The following is a 20,583-nucleotide window of genomic DNA, read 5'->3' as shown; positions in this document are numbered from 1 at the left end:
GCCACATTTACGTTAACGTCAATAGGTGATTTTGAGTATCACTCAGATTTCTTAACATGCGCACCTTAGCCATATAAAAACTCATTGAACAGCCAATGCATTCGTGCATAATCGGCTACAAATCCGCATGGACGTGAAGCTTACTCAGAATGTCAGAAACCGCCCATCCCGTCCTGCCCGCGTCGCGCCGCCAACCGGCCGGACGCAAGTCCCAGCAGCGCGTCAAGGAAATCCTCGAAGCCGGGCGCGCGGTGTTCTCCGAGAAAGGCTACGCGCGCGCCACCACGGCCGAGATCGCGCAACGCCTGGGCATCTCGGAAGCGACGGTGTTCAGCTATTTCCGCGGCAAACGCGAACTCTGCGCGCGCGTGATCGGCGACTGGTACGACGAATCGATCGAGGCGATCGAAGCCGGACTGCCCCGCGACGGCACCGTGCATCAGCAGTTCGCATTCATCGTGCGCATGCATCTGCAATTGATGCTGGAAAGCGGCACCGGCATCTGCGAACTCGTGCTCTCTGAAGGGCGCACGCGTCATCACGAGCTGAGCGAGGCGCTCGTGGAAATGCAGCGCCGCTATACCGCGCCGCTCATGCGCGTGCTCGCGCGCGGCCAGGAATGCGGCCAGATTCGCAGCGACATGCCCTTGCGCCTGCTGCGCTCGCTGGTGTTCGGGCCGATGGAACATGTGCTCTGGGACGCGACGCTCGCCAATCGGCGCACCGATATCGAAGCCACCGCCACGCAACTCGCCAGCGTGCTGTGGAGCGCGCTGCAACCGCCCAACGTCGAACTGGCGGCGCTCGCGCAATTCAGTCAGGACGTCGGCGAAGCGATGCGGCGGCTCGAACGCGAACGCGCGCCGCGATGAACGCGGCGAATCGCGCTAAGCTGACGCTCTCGCGACATCGTCCACGGCTGCCATGAACGCCACGCTTTCCTCTGCACACGCCTCGCGTTTCGCCTCGCTCGCGCTCGCTCACCTCACGCGCGAATATCCGAACAAGCTCACGCACGCGCTCGCGGGTCCGCAGGACGTGCAGACGCCGCGCGCGCTGCATCCGGTGTTTTACGGCAGCTATGACTGGCATTCCTGCGTGCACGGCTACTGGCTCGTCGCGCGGCTGCTCGCGCGTTTTCCCGAGCTGCCGGAAGCGCCCCGCATTGTCGCCGTGATCGACGCGCATTTCACCGACGCCAACATGGCGGGCGAGCGCGCCTATCTCGACCTGCCGCATAACCGTGGATTCGAGCGTCCGTATGGCTGGGCGTGGCTGCTCGCGCTCGCGGGACAGCTCCATGCGATGACCACACCCGCGGCCGCGCGCTGGTCGCGCACGCTTGCGCCGCTCACGGAAACGTTCGTCGAGCGCTTCGAAGAATTCCTGCCGAAATCGACTTATCCGCTGCGCGTGGGCACGCATTTCAACACGGCGTTCGCGCTTACGCTGGCGCTCGATTTTGCGCGGCAAACGCAGCGAAACACACTGGCGAAGTTGATCGAAGAGACGGCCACACGCTGGCATGAAAATGATTCGGATTGCCAGGCATGGGAACCGTCCGGCGACGAATTTCTGTCGCCGTCATTGATGGAAGCCGTGCTGATGAGCCGCGTGTTGCCCGCCGATGCATTCGCAGCATGGTTCACGCGATTTCTGCCCGCGCTGGCGCGGCGCGAACCGGCCACGCTGTTCATGCCCGCCACGGTCAGCGACCGCACCGACGGCAAGATCGCGCATCTCGACGGTCTGAACCTGAGCCGCGCGTGGTGCCAGCGCACGCTCGCGCGCGCCTTGCCTGCGACCGATCCGCGCGTGCAAGTGCTGCATGAAGCGGCGCAGACGCATCTGAACGCCGCGCTCGATCACGTCGCCGGCGACTATATGGGCGAGCACTGGCTCGCCACCTTCGCCACGCTCGCGCTCGAAGCCTGACTCACACCGTCGCGGCCTCTTGCGCCACGCGCTCGCACAGCGAAGCGGGATCGAGCAGCATCAGCGTACCCTGCCCCGGCAATTCGACCGCTTCGCGCATATCGCTGCGCACATTCGCGCCCGCTGCACGCGTGAGCATGGTCGGCATCGCGAGTTGCGCGCAGCTCTTGAGCGTGATGATGTCCTCGATGGAATCGACGAGCAGCCCATACTTCTCGCCGTGATGCTCGACGATCAGGATCTTCGCGCGCGTCAGATCCTCGTACGGCGGCATGGCATACATCGCGCGCACGTCGATCACCGTCACCAGCACGCCGCGCAGATTCAGCACGCCGCGCACGAACGCGGGCAGGCCCGGCGTCTTGACGGTGTCGTGGCGATAGTGGATCACCTCGCGCAGCTCCGTAATGCGCACGCCGAGCAACTGGCCGATGCGGAACGTCACGAGCGTCTGACGTGTGCCCGTTCCGCGTTTTTGCGCGACGCCGGCCGCTTCCGTGGCCTTGCGGTAGAGATCGCGATGACCCGCCGCGAGCGATGCAACGCGCGCATGCGCGTAAAGCGCATCGGCGTTCACGAGCAGGACGCCGCTGGCACCCTCGGCACCCTCCGCTGCGAGATAGCCCGAGAACAGCGAGCGATGCGCGTTGCCGTAACTCGGCATCGGCAGCAGTTCGTCATCGCGGCAGGCGACGATGCTCGCCACTTCGTCGACGAGCAAGCCGAAATACAGATCGTCGCGGTGCAGTATGACGATGCGCCGCTCGTCGGCCGACGTCGTGTCTTCCGGCGCGCGCGAGAAACCGAGGAAGTTGCCGAAATCGAGCACGGGCACGGTCGCGCCGCGCAGATTGAGCATGCCGATGCACACGTCGTCGGCGAGCGGCGAATGCTGGAGCGCGGGCACGCGAATGATTTCCTGGATCGCGCCCATTGGCAGCGCGAGCGCGGTGCCGCCCACCTTGAACGACACGTTCTGGCGACGCTGCCCCTGCTGGGCCCGGCGCGCGGTCGAGCGCGCGGCGGGTTCGGCCAGATGCGGGACGTCGCGCAAACGCAGCAGCGCATCGGCGGACAACACCTGCAAAATGCGCTCGCCGCCGTCGAGCTTGAGCACCGAGCCGATCGCCGACGGCGCGCTGCCCTCGGCCATCGCGATCTCGATGACCTGATCCTTCGGCACGCGCAGGATCTCGCCCGTGGCGTCGAATTGCAGACCGACACGTCCCGCCGCCGCCTCGACAATCGCGATCTTGCGCGCCCCCGCGACGCCTTCGTCGCGCAGATTGAGCAACTGGCACAGATCCACCACGGGAATCAGCGTGCCGCGCAGATTGAACAGGCCGAGCAGATACGACGGCGCGAGCGGCACCGGCGTGAGCGCTTCGGGATGATTGACCACTTCCTGGAGCGCCGACACCGGCAACGCGAGTTCCGTGCCCGCGAGGTGAAACGATCCATACAGCTCCAGCTTGCCACCCGCGGCCAGCGCACGATGATTCATCGCGAAGCTCCTTGATTCGTTATCCGAACGAATTGATCAGGCGCGCATCGTGCGTCACGACGCCCGCGCGAAATGACGCACGGCGTAGTGATGCTGTCCGCAATCGATGGTGAGCTGACGCCCGCACTCGCCGCCCACATCGACGTGCACCACGCGCACGCGCGCGCCGGCCAGCAACTGCTGCGCCATGCGCACGTTCAGATCGCCGATCGGCTCGTGGATCGTCGTGCGGTGATGCATCATGTTCGCGCCGCCCGCGAGCACCGCTTCGATTTCGCCGTCCGGCGCCGCGTCGGCGCCCATCATCGAGATCAGCGCCGGCAGGGCCTCGATCACGTATTTCGCGCCGTTGCCCGTCTGCGCGGCGCCAGGCGCACGCGCGCTGCCCACCGGTTGCGGCAGCAGACAATGCGCCAGCCCATAGGTGCCGCGCGCGCGCCACAACAGGCCGATGCCCACGCACGAACCCAGCGTCGCGCGAAGGATTTTCGCGTCGTCCGCGCTGCCTACCGCGATCTCGCACATCCGCACCTGCACGTCACGCGTGCTCATGGTCGCGTTCCTCGTTGTGTCTTCCGTTGCGGTAGATGAGCGGCTGCTCGAAGGTGAAGTCCGTCGCCATGCGGCTCAGCGATTCCGATTCACCCACGATCAGCACGGCGTCGGGCTTCATCGCGCGGCGCACGTTGGCGAGCACCGCCTGCTGGCCGTCCTGATCGAAATAGATCAGCACGTTGCGCAGCAGCACGAGATCGAACTGCCCGAAGTCGCGCGGCAACGCATAGAGATTGTGCTGCCGGAACGTGACGTTCGCGCGCAGCGCGTCGTTCACACTCGCCCATTCGCCGTCGCTGCGCAGATACTTCTGCGCGAGCGCGGGATGATGCAGGCGCAGGCCTTCGAGACTGCGCCCCTGATAACGGCCCGCGCGCGCGGTGGCGAGAATGCCGTCCGAAATATCGGTGCCGACGATGGTGTAGCGAAACGACGGCTGGCGCGCGCGAAACTCCTCGCACAGCATGGCCGTCGACCACGCTTCCTCGCCGCTCGACGCCGCCGCCGACCACACGCGCAACGGCGCGCCCGTCTCCAGCGAATGCCAGTACGGCAAGAACGCTTCGGACAGATACTCCCAGATACGCGGCGTGCGAAAGAACGAGGTTTCGTTCGTCGTCACGAGATCGATGAAGTCGCGCACTTCCTCCACGTTGGTGTCGAGCACCTGAAGATAGTCGCGATAATCGGGCAGCCCCAGCGCCATCACGCGGCGGCGCAAACGGCCCTTGAGCATGGTCCATTTGCGCTCGTTCATGGCGATGCCGGTATGCCGCCTCACCTGCTCGAACAACGCACGCTGCACCGATGCTTCGGCATCCTTATCGATGTCCACTACTCTCTCCTGATCGTCAGACGACGAAGCGTGCGACCGTCGTGTCGAGTCCTTCCGCGCCGCCCCTGAGCGAGGCCGCCGCGCGCGCGATGGTGTCGCACGCGCCCGCGGACTTCTCGGTCTCTTCCGCGACCTGCTGGATCGCGGCGGCCACTTCGCGCGCGGCGATCAATTGCTCGTCCGCACCGCAGGAGATTTCGGAAATGGCCTGCGTCGTGCGGCTCACACCCGAGAGAATACGCTCGAACGCCTCGCCGGCCTGCTTCGAGATTTCGCTGCCCTGCGCGACGCGCTTGACCGACTCGTTGATCAGCTTGGAGATTTCCTTGGTGGCTTGCGACGAACGCTCCGCGAGCTTGCGCACTTCGTCGGCGACCACCGAAAAGCCGAGCCCGTGCTCGCCCGCGCGCGCGGCCTCGATTGCCGCATTGAAGGCGAGCAGATTGGTCTGGCTGGCGATCTCGCCGATCACCTTGATGATCTCGCCGATATCCTCCGACGAGCGGTTGATGAGTTCCATCGATTCGATCGAGCGGCCCACCGCTTTCGCGCCGCGCTCGGCTTCCTGCTGCGTGTCCTTGGCGAGCTGGTCCGCACCGCGCGAGTTGTCGGCGATCGAGTTGATCGATGCGGTCAGTTCCTCGATCGACGCGTTCATTTCCTCGACCGTCGCGCCGAGCAGTTGCGCGCCGCCCGCGACGGTATCCGCGCGCGCCGCGATGTCCTGCGACGAATCCTTGAACGTGCCCGCCGATTCCACCACCTTGCCGATCACGCCGGAGAGGTCGCTCATCATGCTCTTGATGCCGGCTGCGAGCTGATCGATGGGATCGTCGCCGGCCACTTCCACCTTGCCCGTGAGGTCGCCCGCCGCCGCATTGCGCACCACCTCGAGCAGCGTTTCCACCTTGCGCTGATCGCTTTCGGCGCGGTGCTTCACGCTCTCTTCGAGCTCGACTTGCGCGCTCACGTCATTGGCGAATTTGATGACCTTGTAGAGACGGCCATTGACGTCGAAGATCGGGTTGTAGGTCGCCTGAATCCACACCACGCGCCCGCCTTTGCCAATGCGCTTGTAACGACCCGCATCGAATTCGCCGCGATTGAGCTTGGCCCAGAACTCGGTATATTCCGCGCTGCATGCGTACAGTTCGTCGCAGAACATGCGGTGATGCTTGCCCTGAATTTCTTCGAGCCGATAACCGAGCGTGTCGAGAAAATTCTGGTTCGCCTGCAACACGATGCCCTGCGTGTCGAATTCGATCACGGCCTGCGCCTTGTCGATGGCGCGCAAACGGCCTTCGTATTCCGCGTGCTGCTGCTTGATCGCGGTAATGTCGGTCGCGAACTTGATGACCTTATAGGGACGGCCGTCTTCGCCGAACACCGGGTTATACGACGCGTTGATCCAGATTTCGCGGCCGTCGCGGCCAAGACGTCGGTATTCGCCGCGATCGAATTCGCCGCGGCCGAGGCGCTCCCAGAAGAGTCGATACGGTTCGCTGCGCGCGTACTCGGGCTCGCAGAACATTCGATGATGCTTGCCCCGCACTTCATCGAGCGTATAGCCAACGGTTGCGAGAAAGTTCTCGTTAGCATGCAGGATGATGCCTTGCAGATCGAATTCGATCACGGCCTGCACGCGATTGAGCGCAGCGGTGACCGCGCTCAGCTCGATGAGTTCGAGCTGACGCTCGGGCGTCGAATGTTCCATTGTTATTTCCCTCGTGGTCATGGCGCGCAACTCGCAATCTGCATGCAAATCGCAAGCTTTCTCTCAGTGGCTTTTGTCGACGTTTTAAAACGCCAGTGCATTTTAGGTCTTGCAAAAAGGACCGATTGGAAACGGTCCGGCCTACTTGCGCTATAACGGCGCCCGGTCTGACGCCTTGACTAAGGGTTTTCGCCAGGGCAAACGTTTGTATTCGTGAATTTTTTAGGGCGCCATTGGGAATTTTTTGCCGCCTTACGCGTACCCGATCGAACTTTGCATGAGGTGCGAATAATAGGGGAAACGAATCATGCTTTGCAAATACTTTTTATGTTGTTAATGAGAACCTGACAGAGTAGTTTGAATAAAAAAAGCGCGCTGAAATAAGCGCGCTTTTTTATGCTAATTACCTGAAGAAAGCATTACCGGGCAGCAAAACTCACATAAGGTCCGGTGACATTCGCGCCCGCGCGCGTGCCTTCGATGCCGTACCAGACACGTTGGCCATAGAAGAACGGCATGCCGAGATCGAGCGTCTGTCCGAGGAATGAGCCGAGCGTGCTGAACGCCGTGTAACGCGTGGCGAGCAGCGCGCGCGCATTGCCGATACCGATGCTGGCCGTCGCGGCCGCGCCCGTGGTGTCGGAGAGCGCGAGCGCGCGCTGGATCGCCGAAACCGGCGCGTAAAAGCCCTGATATTGCGGCAGCGCCCAGTCCTCGAAGCCCAGCGTGTTCGAACCCGAATCGATGAACGCGGGCACGGCCGCGCCGCCCGCGACGCTGCCGCTGAAATTGCCCCAGCGGTCGGTCGCGAGGATCGTCGTGCCCGCGCCCGGCAACGCGTTATTCGACTGGGTGCCGACGCCGAAGATCACCGTGCCGGACGACGTCAGCGCGCCCGTCGCGTCGATCGCGGGCATATCGACGATCAGGCCGTTGTTGTCGATCGGGAACAGCGCGACGGGATTGGTGACCTGGTTCGCGAGCGGCATGGCGATGGGCGTCGCCGGCGCGGCATCCGCGTAGTAATAGCCGGCCTGCGCCGAACTCGCGCACGCCGCGCCGCAGTCGTTGCGCGCGACGCCCACGCCAAGAATGCCGTTCACGCCGCCGAGCGACCCGGTCGTGTTGAGCGAATCGTTATAGACGCACGACGAAGGCGCGCTCGACACGATGGCCGGATCGCCGATCACCTGGATCGGCGCCGAGGCGGCGATTTCGCGCGAGAGCTTCACGTCGGCGCTACGCAGGCTGCCCCACGTATAACCCGAGCCGAACATGCCGCACGCGGCGACGTTCGTGCCGCTCGCGGCGTCGCGCTGGATCGGCAGCGCGGCGAGCGTGGCCGGCGGAATCGCGGATGCATAGAGGCGCAGGCCGAACGAGCCGGTGTCGAGCAGCACGTTGTCGATCGTCGCGCAGTTCTTCTGGCCGCTGCTGCCGGGCTGGCAGACGGTCACGCTCACGAGCGGGACATTGCGCACGCTGCTCGCCGACGAAACGCTCACCGCGACGGTGTTGCCGATGTCGGCGGTTGCGCCGCCGTCGGGCGCGCCGCCGTCGCTGCTGCCGCCGCCCGGAGCGCCGCTGCCGGACGTGTCGCCGACCGAAGTGCCCGAGCCCGATGATCCCGACGAGCCCGATGAATCGGTGCCGCCCGAACTCTGGCCGCCCGACGCCGAACCGCCATCGCCCGCGTTGCCCGAAGGCGTGGTCGATCCCGAACCGGCCTTGCCGCCAGCCGAACCGTTATTGCCTGAGCTGCTGTTATTCGGCGGGTTATTCGTCGCGCTCGTCGCGCTGCCCGAACCCGATTTGCCCCCGTTCGTTCCCGAACCCGATGCGCCGCCACTCGACGGCGCGCTGCCGTTGGACACCGCCGCCTGGCCCGGCGCGCCATCGCCCTCGTCGCCGCCCCCACCGCCTCCGCACGCCACGAGCGCCACGCTTAGCGCGAGTGCCGAAGCCAGAATGATCTTGTTCATCGTCTCGCTCCGTTCACTGAATCTGATCCGCGCTCATGCCTTGCGGCAGCGCCTTCGGCAGCCACGCGCGCCCCGTCAGCGCCCCCATGTGGCCGCCCGACTCGACGGCCAGATCGGGGCCGTGCATCGAGACCGGGCCGTGGCCGCCGCCGCGCGCCGCACGCGCTTCGGCAAGACCTTTTTGCCACGCCGGAAAGTAATTGCCGAGCAGCGTTTCGAGCGAGCCGACGCGCGGACCGCGCCACGACACCGCGAACACGGTACCGGCGCTATCGAGATACTCATGAATCACGGTGCCGTTAGCGAGCGTGGCCGTGGTCACCGTGTAGGACGCGGCGACGCCATTGGCTGCCGTCATCGTGCGGATGCCCGGCATGCGTGGCGCCGACGGATAAGTCGGCGCGCCACCCAAACCGGCCCATGCGGGCGCTGCGCTCACGACGGCGCACGCCGCCGCGCCCATCAGAATTTTCCTCATCTTTGTAGTCCTTATTAATTTTCAAGGATGGCGCCGCGCCGATCACGCGGCGGTCGGCCAGTCTAAGTGGCGCATGCGCGTGTACCGCGCGCGGCGAATCGAAATGACTATTCGACTTTTTCGCGGTCGCGCGCGGCGCCGATGGCGAATTCCGCGCAAGCCCGAACGCACGGGCGAGCGCGAAACAACGGCATGGGTAGACAGAGGATCGATTCGAGCGGCGATCGGGACAGATGCGCGCACATTGCGCGGCACATCTTGACCGGACAAGACGTCGAGGATTTCAGATCATTCTGGGGGACATCCGGCTTTTTCTATTCAATCCGAAAGCCAGAATCAGGCCTGACATCGCTCAACAGGCACTTGTCTCAAATATCCAAATATTACCGACGCGCAGCTTACGGCAAACACACGCGCCGCGCACGAACCGCGCAAGAAGCGACTGAAGACCGCCGATACGACCACGAAGCCGCAGCTTGTGCTCCGAACGGCGCGAGCGTCCGAGGTGCGTACCGGACGCCGTCACCGAGTTGTAACAACTCGAAAAAACAGTACAACTCGCGTAATTGCATTGAACCCCGCCTTGTCATAGCGTTTCATCATGCGCGGGCTGACCGGCCCGGGACCATCCGTACTGGAGATCGTTGTGAGAAGGTCGAAATTCATTCTCGGGGCTGCCGTGGCCGCCATCGCCTGCGTGAGCGGCGCGGCGAACGCGGCGCGCGTCGGCGTGTTCATCGGCGGCGGCGTGCCGTACTACTACCCCGTCGCGCCCGTGCCCTACTACTGGGGGCCGCCGCCCGTCATCGTCACCCCGCCGCCCCCGCCGCCGCCCGACTACGTCGAGCAGGGCCAGGCCGGCGACCCGGACGCGGTCTACCAGCAAGGGCCCGCCAACGGCCCGAACGGCGTCGCCGCCAGCCAGAACGGCGACACCTGGTACTACTGCGACGCCTCCAAGACCTACTACCCGTACGTGAAGCAATGCGCGTCGGGCTGGCGCTCGGTGCCCGCCCAGGCGGCCCCTTCGAACTAACCGACCAGACGAGCTGCACATGAAATCGACTTATCTCGCGGTGCTTGCCGCGGCGGGGCTCCTGAGCGCGTGCGCCGTGGTGCCGACCGGCCCGAGCGTGATGGCGCTGCCCGGCACCGGCAAGACCTTCGACCAGTTCCGCAACGACGACTACAACTGCCGCCAGTTCGCCTTCCAGCAGGTCGGCGGCGGCGCCACCAACCAGGCCGCAACAAATGCGGGCGTGGGCAGCGCCGTGGTCGGCACCGCACTCGGCGCGGCAGCCGGCGCCGCGTTCGGCGGCGGCCAGGGCGCGGCCATCGGCGCGGGCGCGGGCCTGCTCGCGGGCAGCGCGGTCGGCATGGGCAACGTGCAAGGCTCGGCTTACGACGTGCAACGCCGTTACGACTACGCGTATCTGCAGTGCATGTACGGCAACGGCAACCGCATTCCGGTCGCGGGCCGCATGCAGACGCAGCAGCCGTATCAGACGCAACCGCAGCAGCGTTATCTGCCGCCGCCGCCGCCGGGATCGCCGCCGCCTCCGGACGCCGGCTCGTACTGAGCTTCGCCATCGCGCTCACGGGCGCATCGGCGGCACCAAAGAAAACGCGCCCATCCGGGCGCGTTTTTTATCGGCATCACGTTCATCGATGCACGCAGTGAGCGCTCATTTCCGTTTCGCCATCGCACCCATCGCGCCCGTTGAGCCGGCATCCGCATAGAAGCCCGGCATCGTGCTGGTCCATCCGCTTTGCGCAGCCGCGTTCAGCGACGCGAGACTCACCTGCTGCATCGCGCCCGTTTGCGGATCGATCAGCGTCATCTCCTTCGATCCCGTTGCCGCCTTGAGCTTGCCGTCGGGCGCGTCCTGATCCTCGAGCAAAGGTTGCAGCACCGGCGCGAGCGACTTGAGCAACTGCACCGAGAGCGCGCTCGTGAACGTGTAGCGCGCCGCATACGGCTCGTGCACCCACGCGGTCAGCGTGCCATAAAAGCGATTGCCGATCACGAACACGAACGTGGCGCTGCGGTTCACCTTGCGCGACTCGATCAGCCGCGCGCCCGGCGCATAGACATTGAAACGCTGATCGCCGGTGCCGGTCTTGCCGTAGACGTCCAGCTTCTTGCCGTCGGGGAAGGTCATGCCGTCGGCGAGACGCTTGGCCGTGCCGCCCTCCACCACCGACGTCAGCAGCTCGCGCACCACCTTCGAAATATCCGGCGAGATGAGCGGCTGCGGCGCGGTGGCGGCATGCACGAAGCGCGTCTCGTACGGCGTGCCGCGCGCGAAGTCGAGCGATTCGAAGCTGTGCGTCGGCAGCTTCTGGCCATCGCTCGACACGAGGCCGATCAGATACGCGAGCGCCGACGGCCGGTCGCCCGACGCGCCGATCGCCGCGCCATACGAAGGCGTGATGTTGTCGAACGGATAGCCGAGCGCGCGCCACGACTTGCCGATCGCGTCGTATGCGCGCAGTTCGATCATGTGGCGGATACGGCGATCCTGCGTCGCGTGATACTTCGTCTTGAACAGCCACTTATAGGTATAGAGACGCGTATCGCGGCTCGCCTGCTGAACCTGCGCGAGCGTCGCGTCGGGATGCGAGCGCAGATACAGCAGCAGCCACAGTTCGAGCGGATGAATGCCCGCGATATAGCCGCGATCGTTGAGGTTGAATTTGTCGATCGCGTACTTGTCGTAGTACTTCGCGAGCTCTTCGTCGTCGAGCCACTGGAACTTCGTGTTCTTCAGTTGCGCGCGCATCTGCGTATCGAACCACGCGAGCGAGCCGTCCGGATTCGCGCTGCGCAGCACGGTCGCGATCCGCGCCGGTCCCTTGCGCGTGTGTTGCAGCAGGATCTGGATCGCTTCGTCGTTGCTCTTGCCTTGATAGCGCGCGTAGAAGCGCTTCATGTAGACCTGGCTTTCGCCGTCGGCAAACTGCGTGAGAAAGCGGTTGCGCACGGCCGGATCGTCGAGCCACGTGGCGGGCGGCCCGGACGTCTGGATCATCTCGTAGTGGACGATGTCGCGCATGAGCCGCACGAACACGAGATTCACCGAATGCTGGAACGCGCGGTGCAGAGTGAGAATCGACCCGTTGTCGCTCGACTCGAAGTTATTGAAGCTCTGCGCGCCGCCGCCCGTGTAGAAGGTTTCGCCCGGGCTCGCCGAGTATTTGCGCTCCACGGCCGCTTCGAGCATCGAGGGCAGCGAGCGGTCCGAGGTCTTCGACAGATAGTCGATCGCCCAGCGCGTGAGCGCATCGCTCGGGTCCACCTGCGGCAGTTCCGCGCGCAGCGTCTTCGCATCCTGGTCGGCGTATTTCGTGTGCAGCGCGCTCACGATCTGCAGATACGTGATGATGGTGCGCAGCTTCGCCGTCGAGCCCAGATTCAGGCGCGCGCCCGAATTGATATCGAAGGGCTGGTTCACGCTGTCGGTCTGCACGCGCACGAGATTTTCGCCGCCGCGCCGCTCGAACAACGTGAAGCTGTACGCGATCTTCGACGGATCGTCGGCAGGGCGCAGCATCTCGAAGCCCACGAGTCCCGCCGCGCGCGCGCCGTCCTTCGTCGCGGCATCGGCGAGCCGGTCGCTCACCGCCTGCTGCACGCCGTCGTCGAGCGTGGCGGTCGCGGTCAGGTCGAGGCGGTCGAGGTCGTAAAGCGTCTTCAGACCGAGCGCCTGCATCAGTTGCGTGCGCAACGTGAGCACCGCCTTGCGGTCCACGTACGACACGGCCGGGCGCGGCGCGGGCTTCGAGCGGTCGAGCGTCAGTTGCGTGGCGAGCGCGGCGTCGCGCAATTGCGGCGTGATCACGCCGCCGTTCGCGAGCAGGCGCAGATAGCTGTCGGTGAGCTTCGCGAGCGCTTCGTTGTTCTTTTGCAGGAAATACGAAGGCGCGCGCTGCGCGATCAGCAAGGACAGCACCTGGCGAAACGCGAGCGCCTGTTCGTCGAGCGTCGCGCTCGACACCGGCGCGCGCAGCACGCGGTTCACGTCGCGGAAATCGCGCCCGTACCAAGCCGCGAGCCCGTCGCCAATCCCGTTGACTTCGCCGATGCCCGCCTTCGCCGACAGCGGCACGGAATTCAGGTAATGAACGAGAATCTGCTGACGCGCGGGCATGGTCTGCGGCCCGTCGAGATACGCGCGCACGGAGGCCGACGCGATCTGGCGCAGTTTCTCCGGCGGCGTGGACGTGCGCCCGCCGGTGGAATGGCGAAACTTCTCGATCTGCGTGGCGAGCGTGCTGCCGCCCGGCGTCTGCTGATGGCGGTTCACGAGGCGCGCGCCCTGATCGATCAGCGCGTGGCTGAAACGGCCCCAGTCGATGGCCGGATTGCGGTTCGGCTGATCGGCGGCGAGCAGGTATTTGTCTTCGATAAACAGCAGCGAGTCGCGCACGAGCGGCGGCACGGCGTCGAAACTTTCATAGGCGCGCTGCGGATAGCGCGTGTGGAACAGCGTCGCGCCATTCGCGTCGCGCAGCGCGATGCCGGCCTGGTCCTTCTCCTCGAACGGGATGAAAAGACCCTGATCGGCCAGCGAAATCATGCGTTCCGAATCACGGGCCTGCGAAGCAACCGCGAAGCCGCGCTGCGCAAGACGGTCGGTGAACATCGGCAGTTGGGCGTAGCCGAGCCGCGTGTCGTAAGGACCGTTCGTGGTGGGAAAGCGGATGCTGTGACTCGGCCCGTTTTCGACGGTGAAGCCGATGTCGCGTGTGAGTTCGGAGAGATAGCGCGCCTGCAATCGCGAGGTGTCGATTTCGATCTGTACGATGCGCGCGAGGATCACGATCGCCGCCAGCAGCGCGACGATGACACCCCACTTGATCCACCGCCAGACCGAGCCGGTACCGGTGGCACGAACAGGAAAACGGATCGACGGGCGGCTCATGGTTATTCTCCCTGACGTCGCGTCAGATCGCGGAGTGCACCTGTCGAATAGTCTATCTCGCCGCGATCAAACGTGTGCGTCTGTGTCGCGCGACGGGCGCGCAAGTCGCGTCTGTGCAACACACGTGCCCGCTTGTTCCGCGATGCGCCCGCTTTCCGTCACGCATCGCGCGTTTTTTCACGCGCTGCGTTGCCTTGCGCGCGGCGGCACGCGACGTGCTGCCGATATAATCTTTGGCTCATTTTTTCCGGCGCGCCGCCGCGCGGCTCGCAAGGGCTTCCCCTGACTTCGCGCCGGTCGCCCACACGGTTAACTGGTTAACAGGAGCAATATGAAGCAGCTCGTCGTGCCCCTCGCCCTTTCGCTCACGCTTGGCGCCTGCGCCTGGTTCCAGAGCAATCCGGATTCCGGCCAGCCCGTTATCGATTCCACGACCAACCGCTCGGTGCGGGACGTGATCTCCTGCCTGACGGTGGAAGCGACGCGGCACGGATCGAGCTTCAACACGACGTCGCTGCCGCAAGGCGAAATGCTCGATTTCGGCGACTCGAACGTGATCAAGGTGCGCGCCGACAACGGCACGACCACCTATCGTTTCTACGCGGGCAAGCGCCACGCGAAGAATTTCTGGATTGAGGGCGCGAGCAAAACCTGCGCACCATGATTCCGGAATCGCGGTCCGCGCTGCGGAACACCAGGCGGACATTCCGGCTGTCGATGCAGCCCGCATTAACACCTGCTTACTGGCGTAACCCGGTGTAGTACCGCGACACAATTGAGCGGACGGTTTTAAGAATCGTTTAAGTCTTCGTCCGCATCATCGCGTCACCAGAAAGACAACGAAGCAGGAGGTGCCCGTGTACTGGACCAGTTCGAAGAATCAGGCAGCAAGCAACGAGCAACCGGCGAAGCCCGCGAAACGCACGATCCTGCGCCGCTTGTTGAGCCATCATGAGCTCGCCACGCTGCTGCTGTTGCTGCACGCGCCCATCGACGCGCACGCCAAGCCCGAGATCGCCATGCTCCAGGAAGCGGGTCTCGTGGAGCAGGTGCCCGGCGACGTCGACGTGGGCGCCACGAAGATCCGCCTGACGAACGAAGGCAATGCGGTCCTGCAAGGACTCGGCCTCGCGCGCTGAAGCGGCGCACAGATTCCGCGTCGGTCCCGCACAGCCGGACCGCGCAAACAAAAAGGCGGCACGCATGACGTGCCGCCTTTTTTTTGCCCGCCGCGTTCGCGACGGCGCGTTCGCGAAGATCAGGCCGCCTCGCGCTGCAGCGGTGCAGCGTCGTCCTGCAGACGCAACAGGCGGTAACCGCTCTTGTAGACCGGCTGCAGCCGGTAGCCGTTGTGCTGTTCGATGTCGAGCAGCACGCGCAGCCGCGAAACGTGGCTGTCGATGGTGCGCGTGAGCGTCTGCAACTCGCGGCCCCAGACCATCGCGTAAATATGATCGCGCGACAGCACGCGCCCGACGTTCGCGAAGAACAGCGAAGCGAGCCGATACTGCGTGCCCGACAGCTCCACGCTCTTGCCGCGCACCGTGACCGCCTGACGGCGCATGTCGAAGCGATAGGCGCCGGCGTCGAGCGTCACGTTGTCGAAGCGATCGGGAAACGCGCGCCGCAGCAGCGCGTTCACGCGCGCGCGAAACACCGACGGACACACCGGCAGGCTCACGTAGTCGTCGGCGCCCACGGAAAAGGCGCGCAGCACGCTGTCGTCCGACGTGTCTTCGGACGCGAACAGCACCGGAATCTGATTGCCGTTGATCGCACGCACCGTTTTCAGCAGCTCCGCGCCCGAGAGCCGCGTGCCCTGCCAGTCGAGCACCAGCATGTCGACCGTGGAGGCGGCGAGCGCCTTGGCCAGCGAGATGCCGTCGCTGAACGGCATGCAGGCATGCCCGCATTGGCCGAGCACCCGCTCGATCTGCGCGCGCTGGACGGGGTCGCGCTGGAGAATCGCGATACGCATGAAGACACCTCTCTATGTCAGACAACCTGGCGGCAATTCTGTGGAGAATTGCAAAGGCCGCCCATCAGATCAGTCCGAATTGCGCAACAGTGCGCCGCATTCCTACGGCGACTCCACCAAACCTGACAGGAATCCTCCAGAAGCCGATGCCGGGCGCATCGTCGGCTTACTGTAAAATCGCGGATTGGTCAGCGTCGGCGCGTGCCCTACCCGGAACCGCGCGCCGTTCCCCGTGCCTACCAGGCCTCGATCCGCACCCGCGATCCGCGCCCGACCACCGCCGCCCGCCGCGCCACCCGCGCGCCTGCCGGTGAAGCCAATAGACGTGCCGTCCCACGGCTCATAACAACTTCTCGGTTTTCGGACATGCAAGCTACGGATCTGGGCGCTCAGGCGAGCGCACCGGCGCGCGCGCTCACGCGCAGCGACTACAAGACGCTCGGCCTCGCCGCCCTCGGCGGCGCGCTCGAGTTCTACGACTTCATCATCTTCGTGTTCTTCGCGCCGGCCATCGGCCAGCTGTTCTTTCCGGCGGCAATTCCCGACTGGCTGCGCCAGTTGCAGACCTTCGGCATCTTCGCGGCGGGCTATCTGGCGCGTCCGCTCGGCGGCATCGTCATGGCGCACTTCGGCGACCTGCTCGGCCGCAAGCGCATGTTCACGCTCTCCGTCCTGCTGATGGCGCTGCCCACGCTCGCGATGGGCTGCCTGCCGACCTACGCGACGATCGGCGTATTCGCACCCGTGTTGCTGCTCGCGCTGCGCGTGCTGCAGGGCGCGGCTGTCGGCGGCGAGGTGCCGGGCGCGTGGGTGTTCGTCTCCGAGCACGTGCCGCGCCGCCATATCGGCTACGCGTGCGGCACGCTCACGGCGGGTTTGACCTTCGGCATCCTGCTCGGCTCGCTGATCGCCGCGGCGGTGAATCACCATTTCGCGCCGTCGGAAATCTCGGCCTGGGCGTGGCGCGTGCCGTTCCTGATCGGCGGCGTGTTCGGGCTGTTCTCGGTGTATCTGCGCCAATGGCTGCACGAAACGCCCGTGTTCGCGGAAATGCAGGCGCGCAAGTCGCTCGCCGACGAAGTCCCGCTCAAGGCCGTGCTTCGCGACCACGGCCGCGCCGTGATCGTGTCGATGCTGCTCACGTGGATGCTGTCGGCCGCCATCGTCGTCGTGATCCTGATGACGCCGCCGCTGCTGCAGAAGCAGTTCCATCTCGACGCCACCACCTCGCTGCTCGCCAACTGCGTCGCCACGCTGTTCCTCACCGTCGGCTGCGTGAGCGCCGGCGCGCTCGCGGACCGCTTCGGCGCGCGCCGCGTGCTGTCGATCGGCGGCGTGGCGCTGGCCATCGCGTACTACACGCTGTTCCGCCAGCTCGCCGTGGACAGCTCGCTGCTGATGCCGCTCTACGCCGTGGCGGGCCTGCTCGTCGGGACGATCGGCGCGGTGCCGTTCGTGATGGTCAACGCCTTCCCGGCCGTGGTGCGCTTCTCGGGCATCTCGTTCTCGTACAACGTCGCCTACGCGGTGTTCGGCGGACTCACGCCGATCGTCGTCGCGCTGATGATGAAGTCGGAGCCGCTCGCGCCGCCGTACTACGTCGCGGCGATCTGCGTGCTGGGCGCGCTGACCACGCTGTTCTTCAAGGACCCGGCGCGCACGCGCTGATCGGTCCCCGAAAGACTGCGCTCACCTGGATGGCGCTGCATCGTTCGCGATGTGGCGCTTTTTTATTGGCGCGCGCGCAGGCGCCGACTTCGCGGGCCTGGAACGTGCGCCCATCTTTCACCTCAACCCGAAACGTCGTCGGCCTCACGCGGCCTATGATGAGTCGCATGAACCCCTCCCATCCGCACTCCGCCCCGCCCGCGCGCTTCACGCCGGCGCTCGCCCGCATCGTCGCCACCGTGAGCGTGGGCTTCGTCGTGACGCAGCTCGACGTCACCATCGTCAATATCGCGCTCGCGCGCATCGCCACGGACCTGCACGCCAATGTCGCGCGGCTGCAATGGATCGTCGATGCCTACACGCTCGCCTTCGCCGTGCTGATGCTGTCCGGCGGCGTGCTCGGCGACCGCTACGGCGCGCGCCGTCTGTACGCGATCGGGCTGGTGGTGTTCGCGCTCGCCTCGCTGGCCTGCGGACTCGCCGCCGATCCGGTCATGCTGATCGCCGCGCGCGCACTGCAAGGCGCGGGCGCGGCCGCGATGCTGCCGAATTCGCTCGCGCTGCTCAACGAGGCCTGCCGCCACGAACGCACGCTGCGGGCGCGCGCCGTGGGCTTCTGGACCGCCGCCGGGGCCATCTCGATCGCCGCCGGGCCGGTCGCGGGCGGCCTGCTGATCGCGGCGTTCGGCTGGCGCAGCATCTTCCTCGTGAATCTGCCGTTGTGCGCGGCCGGGCTCGCCGCCACGCTGCTGTGGATTCCCGCGCCGCGCAAGGCTTCCGCCGCTTCAGCATCTTCCGAAACAGGCACCGCCCAACCCGCCGCCGCGCGCAGCCTCGACTTGCGCGGCCAGTTGCTCGCCGTCGTCGCGCTCACGGCTTTCACGGGCGCGGTAATCGAATGGCGGCCGCTCGGCCTCGCGCACTGGGCGGTGTCGGGCGGCCTCGCGCTCGCGCTGATCGCCGGCGTGGCCTTCGTGATGCTCGAAGCGCGCATCGACTCGCCGATGCTGCCGCTCGGCATGCTGCGCAACCGTAATTTCAGCGCGTCGGTGCTGTTCGGCATCTGCGTGAACTTCACCTATTACGGCACGGTGTTCGTGCTCGCGCTGTTTCTCCAGCATGCGCGCGGTCAGACGCCGCTACAGGCCGGGCTCACGTTCATCCCGCTCACAGGTGGCTTTCTGCTCTCGAATATCGCGAGCGGCCACGTGGTCGCGCGCTTCGGCACGCGTGCGCCGATGATCGGCGGCGCCCTGCTCGCCGGACTCGGCTACGCGCTGCTGATGCCCGTCGACGCAAGCACGCCCTTGCTGGCGATGATGGCCGCCTTCCTGCTGATTCCCTCGGGCATGGGACTCGCCGTGCCGGCCATGACGACGACCGTGCTGTCCTCGGTCGAACCGGCGCGCGCGGGCACGGCGTCGGCGTTGCTGAACACGGCGCGCCAGGCGGGCGGCGCGGTGGGCGTGGCGGCGTTCGGCGCGCTCACGGGCAGCGGCGCGGCGACGGAAGTCGTCAGCGGTCTGCACGCGGACGCGGCGATCTCGGCGATCCTGCTGCTGATTGCGGCGGCGCTCGCGTGCTTCGTGCGGACGGACGCCGCCCACGCGCCGCCCGCCGCCGAGACGGCGCCGCGCATGAAGGCATCGCGCTAAACGAAAGAGAAGGACGTCAACGCGCGCCGCGAAGGCCAAAGCCCGGCGGCGCGCTTGAGACGACATCGAGCATGACGCTTGCGTGACACACCGCGTCGACGCAGCATCGCCCGAACGTGCGGATAAGAAGAGGCGCGCTAGAGCGACGTCTCCTGAATCGCGCCCGAGGCGAGCGCGCGTTCGATGAGCCCTTCGGTCTGCGCTTTGCGGATAGCGTGCGCGATCAACTGCTCGGGCTCCTCGAGTTCGGCCTTGAGCGCGCCGAGCACGCCGGTCGCGTCGAGGATCACCAGCGTTTTGGCCGTATCGGCGGTGCTGATCAGCACGCGGCGCGTGCCGTCGTCGGCGAGGCTCGCGCAGAATTGCCCGGTCTTGCCGCCCACGTTGAAATCGAAATTCTGGATCAAAGCCGGCTCCTTGCGTTCAGGGGATCGGGGATGCGGCGCGGCGCTCAGCCTCGCAGGCCACCGCGCGGCGCGCGCATTCCATCGATGGAAGCACGTCCCGCGCCCGTTACCGTGAGCAGCAAAAATCCGCCGGCAATGGCGACGTTCTTCCAGAAATGCACGGCCGCTTCCTGCTGCTGTGCGGCATTGGTGACATTCCAGAAGTCATGCCCGAGCACGGCCGTGACGACAGCGTACACGGCCAGCAGGAACGCGATGGCGCGCATGCGCACGCCGAAGATCAGGGCGAGCGAGCCGAGCAGTTCGACCGCGATCACCACGGGCGCCGCGACCTGCACGTACGGCACGCCGCGCGAATGCAGATAGCCGATAAAGCCCGCGTAACCCAGCAGTTTCATGGCGCCGCCCCACAAAAACAGGATCGCGAGCAGGATGCGGGCGATGAAAATGATCAGGGAGTCGGCGGGTCGTGTCATGGAAGGCTCCGTTTCGCAATATGGCAGTGACACGTGTACTGTCATACAGTTCCCCGCATACGGGACAGACCCGATACGGCCGGAGCGCCGCAGCGCATCAATTACTTCGGAGTGCCATTCAATTGGCGTAAATCGCCTGACGCTCGCCGCGAATGGAATGCACGTATACCCGCAAGGCGCCGCCGCCGTTGCACCGATTGCAGCGCTGCACTGGCACGCTCAATGCTTGTGGCGAATGCCGTGCCCCCGGTGCGCATCGAGCCAGCGCGCGACGCGCGCCTCGAAACCGCCGCGATGATGGCGCGACGCGGCCCACATGGCGGCGCAGATCAGCACCATCACGGCTGGACCCAGCAGATAAGCGACAACCGTTTCCCTCATGGCCTTCTCCCGCCATGTCAGCACGAAAAGTGAAATTGCATTCTAGGCGATCGCACGCGCAGCGATAAGTGGCTTGCGCGCACACCGCGC

The 20,583-nt window shown here is 65.5% G+C and carries 20 protein-coding genes and 1 pseudogene; 10 read left to right on the top strand and 11 right to left on the bottom strand.

Annotated elements, in window-relative coordinates; genetic code table 11:
* Positions 1-149: 149 nt before the first annotated feature.
* The 3 genes and pseudogenes from BMY06_RS40620 to BMY06_RS02110 all read left to right on the top strand — a co-directional run.
* Positions 150-356, top strand: a pseudogene (locus tag BMY06_RS40620) (helix-turn-helix domain-containing protein); the annotation flags it as partial.
* A gap of 99 nt (positions 357-455) precedes the next feature.
* On the top strand, positions 456-872 hold the full coding sequence (locus tag BMY06_RS40615) for a TetR/AcrR family transcriptional regulator C-terminal domain-containing protein (RefSeq protein WP_408585172.1): 417 nt from the start codon (positions 456-458) through the stop codon (positions 870-872).
* A gap of 52 nt (positions 873-924) precedes the next feature.
* The gene (locus BMY06_RS02110) at positions 925-1,935 is read left to right on the top strand and encodes a DUF2891 domain-containing protein (RefSeq protein WP_074981302.1); all 1,011 of its coding nucleotides are present in this window, start codon (positions 925-927) and stop codon (positions 1,933-1,935) included.
* Between the two features lies 1 nt (position 1,936).
* Here the strand turns inward: BMY06_RS02110 and BMY06_RS02105 are convergent, their stop codons facing one another.
* The 6 genes from BMY06_RS02105 to BMY06_RS02080 form a co-directional block, all read right to left on the bottom strand.
* Positions 1,937-3,439, bottom strand: coding sequence for a chemotaxis protein CheW (locus BMY06_RS02105; protein ID WP_074981301.1), 1,503 nt, complete (start codon positions 3,437-3,439; stop codon positions 1,937-1,939).
* A gap of 54 nt (positions 3,440-3,493) precedes the next feature.
* Positions 3,494-3,991, bottom strand: a complete 498-nt coding sequence (locus BMY06_RS02100) for a chemotaxis protein CheD (protein WP_065057673.1) — start codon at positions 3,989-3,991, stop codon at positions 3,494-3,496.
* Entirely contained in the window at positions 3,978-4,829 is an 852-nt protein-coding gene (locus BMY06_RS02095; protein WP_065057672.1) for a CheR family methyltransferase, read from the bottom strand. Before BMY06_RS02095 ends, BMY06_RS02100 begins: the two co-directional genes overlap by 14 nt.
* Positions 4,830-4,845: 16 nt before the next feature.
* The gene (locus BMY06_RS02090) at positions 4,846-6,543 is read right to left on the bottom strand and encodes a methyl-accepting chemotaxis protein (protein WP_074981299.1); all 1,698 of its coding nucleotides are present in this window, start codon (positions 6,541-6,543) and stop codon (positions 4,846-4,848) included.
* Positions 6,544-6,962: 419 nt separating this feature from the next.
* The gene (locus BMY06_RS02085; protein WP_080180819.1) at positions 6,963-8,525 is read right to left on the bottom strand and encodes a DUF3443 family protein; all 1,563 of its coding nucleotides are present in this window, start codon (positions 8,523-8,525) and stop codon (positions 6,963-6,965) included.
* A gap of 13 nt (positions 8,526-8,538) precedes the next feature.
* Complete coding sequence (locus BMY06_RS02080) at positions 8,539-9,003, bottom strand: DUF2844 domain-containing protein (RefSeq protein ID WP_065057669.1); 465 nt, start codon at positions 9,001-9,003, stop codon at positions 8,539-8,541.
* Between the two features lie 646 nt (positions 9,004-9,649).
* Here BMY06_RS02080 and BMY06_RS02075 point away from each other — a divergent pair.
* Complete coding sequence (locus BMY06_RS02075; RefSeq protein WP_065057731.1) at positions 9,650-10,039, top strand: hypothetical protein; 390 nt, start codon at positions 9,650-9,652, stop codon at positions 10,037-10,039.
* 19 nt (positions 10,040-10,058) lie between these two features.
* Positions 10,059-10,583 (top strand): glycine zipper family protein, encoded by a 525-nt coding sequence (locus BMY06_RS02070; protein ID WP_065057668.1) that lies wholly within the window; start codon positions 10,059-10,061, stop codon positions 10,581-10,583.
* Between the two features lie 105 nt (positions 10,584-10,688).
* Here the strand turns inward: BMY06_RS02070 and BMY06_RS02065 are convergent, their stop codons facing one another.
* Positions 10,689-13,928 carry a transglycosylase domain-containing protein gene (locus tag BMY06_RS02065; protein ID WP_080180820.1) on the bottom strand — a complete coding sequence of 1,080 codons (3,240 nt, stop codon included), beginning with the start codon at positions 13,926-13,928 and terminating at the stop codon, positions 10,689-10,691.
* A 331-nt stretch (positions 13,929-14,259) separates the two neighbouring features.
* On the opposite strand from BMY06_RS02065, the gene BMY06_RS02060 reads away from it, so the two are divergent.
* Positions 14,260-14,592: a hypothetical protein gene (locus BMY06_RS02060; protein WP_074981297.1), complete on the top strand. Its 333-nt coding sequence runs from the start codon at positions 14,260-14,262 to the stop codon at positions 14,590-14,592.
* A 193-nt stretch (positions 14,593-14,785) separates the two neighbouring features.
* Positions 14,786-15,067: a hypothetical protein gene (locus BMY06_RS02055; RefSeq protein ID WP_065057666.1), complete on the top strand. Its 282-nt coding sequence runs from the start codon at positions 14,786-14,788 to the stop codon at positions 15,065-15,067.
* 119 nt (positions 15,068-15,186) lie between these two features.
* Here BMY06_RS02055 and BMY06_RS02050 read toward each other — a convergent pair whose 3' ends face one another.
* Positions 15,187-15,906 carry a response regulator transcription factor gene (locus tag BMY06_RS02050; protein WP_065057665.1) on the bottom strand — a complete coding sequence of 240 codons (720 nt, stop codon included), beginning with the start codon at positions 15,904-15,906 and terminating at the stop codon, positions 15,187-15,189.
* Between BMY06_RS02050 and BMY06_RS39450 the strand changes: the two genes are divergently transcribed.
* The 3 genes from BMY06_RS39450 (at position 15,905) to BMY06_RS02040 (ending at position 19,229) form a co-directional block, all read left to right on the top strand.
* On the top strand, positions 15,905-16,081 hold the full coding sequence (locus BMY06_RS39450; protein WP_156773564.1) for a hypothetical protein: 177 nt from the start codon (positions 15,905-15,907) through the stop codon (positions 16,079-16,081). The genes BMY06_RS02050 and BMY06_RS39450 overlap by 2 nt on opposite strands.
* A gap of 191 nt (positions 16,082-16,272) precedes the next feature.
* Positions 16,273-17,574, top strand: a complete 1,302-nt coding sequence (locus BMY06_RS02045) for an MFS transporter (protein ID WP_065057664.1) — start codon at positions 16,273-16,275, stop codon at positions 17,572-17,574.
* Positions 17,575-17,741: 167 nt separating this feature from the next.
* Complete coding sequence (locus BMY06_RS02040) at positions 17,742-19,229, top strand: MFS transporter (RefSeq protein WP_080180854.1); 1,488 nt, start codon at positions 17,742-17,744, stop codon at positions 19,227-19,229.
* Between the two features lie 137 nt (positions 19,230-19,366).
* Here BMY06_RS02040 and BMY06_RS02035 read toward each other — a convergent pair whose 3' ends face one another.
* The 3 genes from BMY06_RS02035 to BMY06_RS39445 form a co-directional block, all read right to left on the bottom strand.
* The gene (locus BMY06_RS02035; RefSeq protein ID WP_074981294.1) at positions 19,367-19,636 is read right to left on the bottom strand and encodes a hypothetical protein; all 270 of its coding nucleotides are present in this window, start codon (positions 19,634-19,636) and stop codon (positions 19,367-19,369) included.
* A gap of 44 nt (positions 19,637-19,680) precedes the next feature.
* On the bottom strand, positions 19,681-20,112 hold the full coding sequence (locus tag BMY06_RS02030; protein ID WP_065057662.1) for a DoxX family protein: 432 nt from the start codon (positions 20,110-20,112) through the stop codon (positions 19,681-19,683).
* 219 nt (positions 20,113-20,331) lie between these two features.
* Positions 20,332-20,493, bottom strand: a complete 162-nt coding sequence (locus tag BMY06_RS39445) for a hypothetical protein (RefSeq protein ID WP_167371392.1) — start codon at positions 20,491-20,493, stop codon at positions 20,332-20,334.
* Positions 20,494-20,583: the final 90 nt, after the last annotated feature.

It is taken from the genome of Paraburkholderia tropica (genome assembly GCF_900109265.1).
In the GTDB taxonomy this organism is placed as follows: Bacteria; Pseudomonadota; Gammaproteobacteria; order Burkholderiales; family Burkholderiaceae; genus Paraburkholderia; species Paraburkholderia tropica.
This window is presented reverse-complemented; position numbering and strand designations above follow the sequence as displayed.

Bases quoted from the DNA above. Each gene is read 5' to 3' on its own strand.
- BMY06_RS39445 (WP_167371392.1), bottom strand. From the start codon at position 20,493: ATGAGGGAAACGGTTGTCGCTTATCTGCTGGGTCCAGCCGTGATGGTG.
- BMY06_RS02090 (WP_074981299.1), bottom strand. From the start codon at position 6,543: ATGGAACATTCGACGCCCGAGCGTCAGCTCGAACTCATCGAGCTGAGC.
- BMY06_RS02110 (WP_074981302.1), top strand. From the start codon at position 925: ATGAACGCCACGCTTTCCTCTGCACACGCCTCGCGTTTCGCCTCGCTC.
- BMY06_RS02070 (WP_065057668.1), top strand. From the start codon at position 10,059: ATGAAATCGACTTATCTCGCGGTGCTTGCCGCGGCGGGGCTCCTGAGC.
- BMY06_RS02080 (WP_065057669.1), bottom strand. From the start codon at position 9,003: ATGAGGAAAATTCTGATGGGCGCGGCGGCGTGCGCCGTCGTGAGCGCA.
- BMY06_RS02050 (WP_065057665.1), bottom strand. From the start codon at position 15,906: ATGCGTATCGCGATTCTCCAGCGCGACCCCGTCCAGCGCGCGCAGATC.
- BMY06_RS02065 (WP_080180820.1), bottom strand. From the start codon at position 13,928: ATGAGCCGCCCGTCGATCCGTTTTCCTGTTCGTGCCACCGGTACCGGC.
- BMY06_RS02060 (WP_074981297.1), top strand. From the start codon at position 14,260: ATGAAGCAGCTCGTCGTGCCCCTCGCCCTTTCGCTCACGCTTGGCGCC.
- BMY06_RS02045 (WP_065057664.1), top strand. From the start codon at position 16,273: ATGCAAGCTACGGATCTGGGCGCTCAGGCGAGCGCACCGGCGCGCGCG.
- BMY06_RS02030 (WP_065057662.1), bottom strand. From the start codon at position 20,112: ATGACACGACCCGCCGACTCCCTGATCATTTTCATCGCCCGCATCCTG.
- BMY06_RS02105 (WP_074981301.1), bottom strand. From the start codon at position 3,439: ATGAATCATCGTGCGCTGGCCGCGGGTGGCAAGCTGGAGCTGTATGGA.
- BMY06_RS02040 (WP_080180854.1), top strand. From the start codon at position 17,742: ATGAACCCCTCCCATCCGCACTCCGCCCCGCCCGCGCGCTTCACGCCG.
- BMY06_RS02085 (WP_080180819.1), bottom strand. From the start codon at position 8,525: ATGAACAAGATCATTCTGGCTTCGGCACTCGCGCTAAGCGTGGCGCTC.
- BMY06_RS39450 (WP_156773564.1), top strand. From the start codon at position 15,905: ATGAAGACACCTCTCTATGTCAGACAACCTGGCGGCAATTCTGTGGAG.
- BMY06_RS02100 (WP_065057673.1), bottom strand. From the start codon at position 3,991: ATGAGCACGCGTGACGTGCAGGTGCGGATGTGCGAGATCGCGGTAGGC.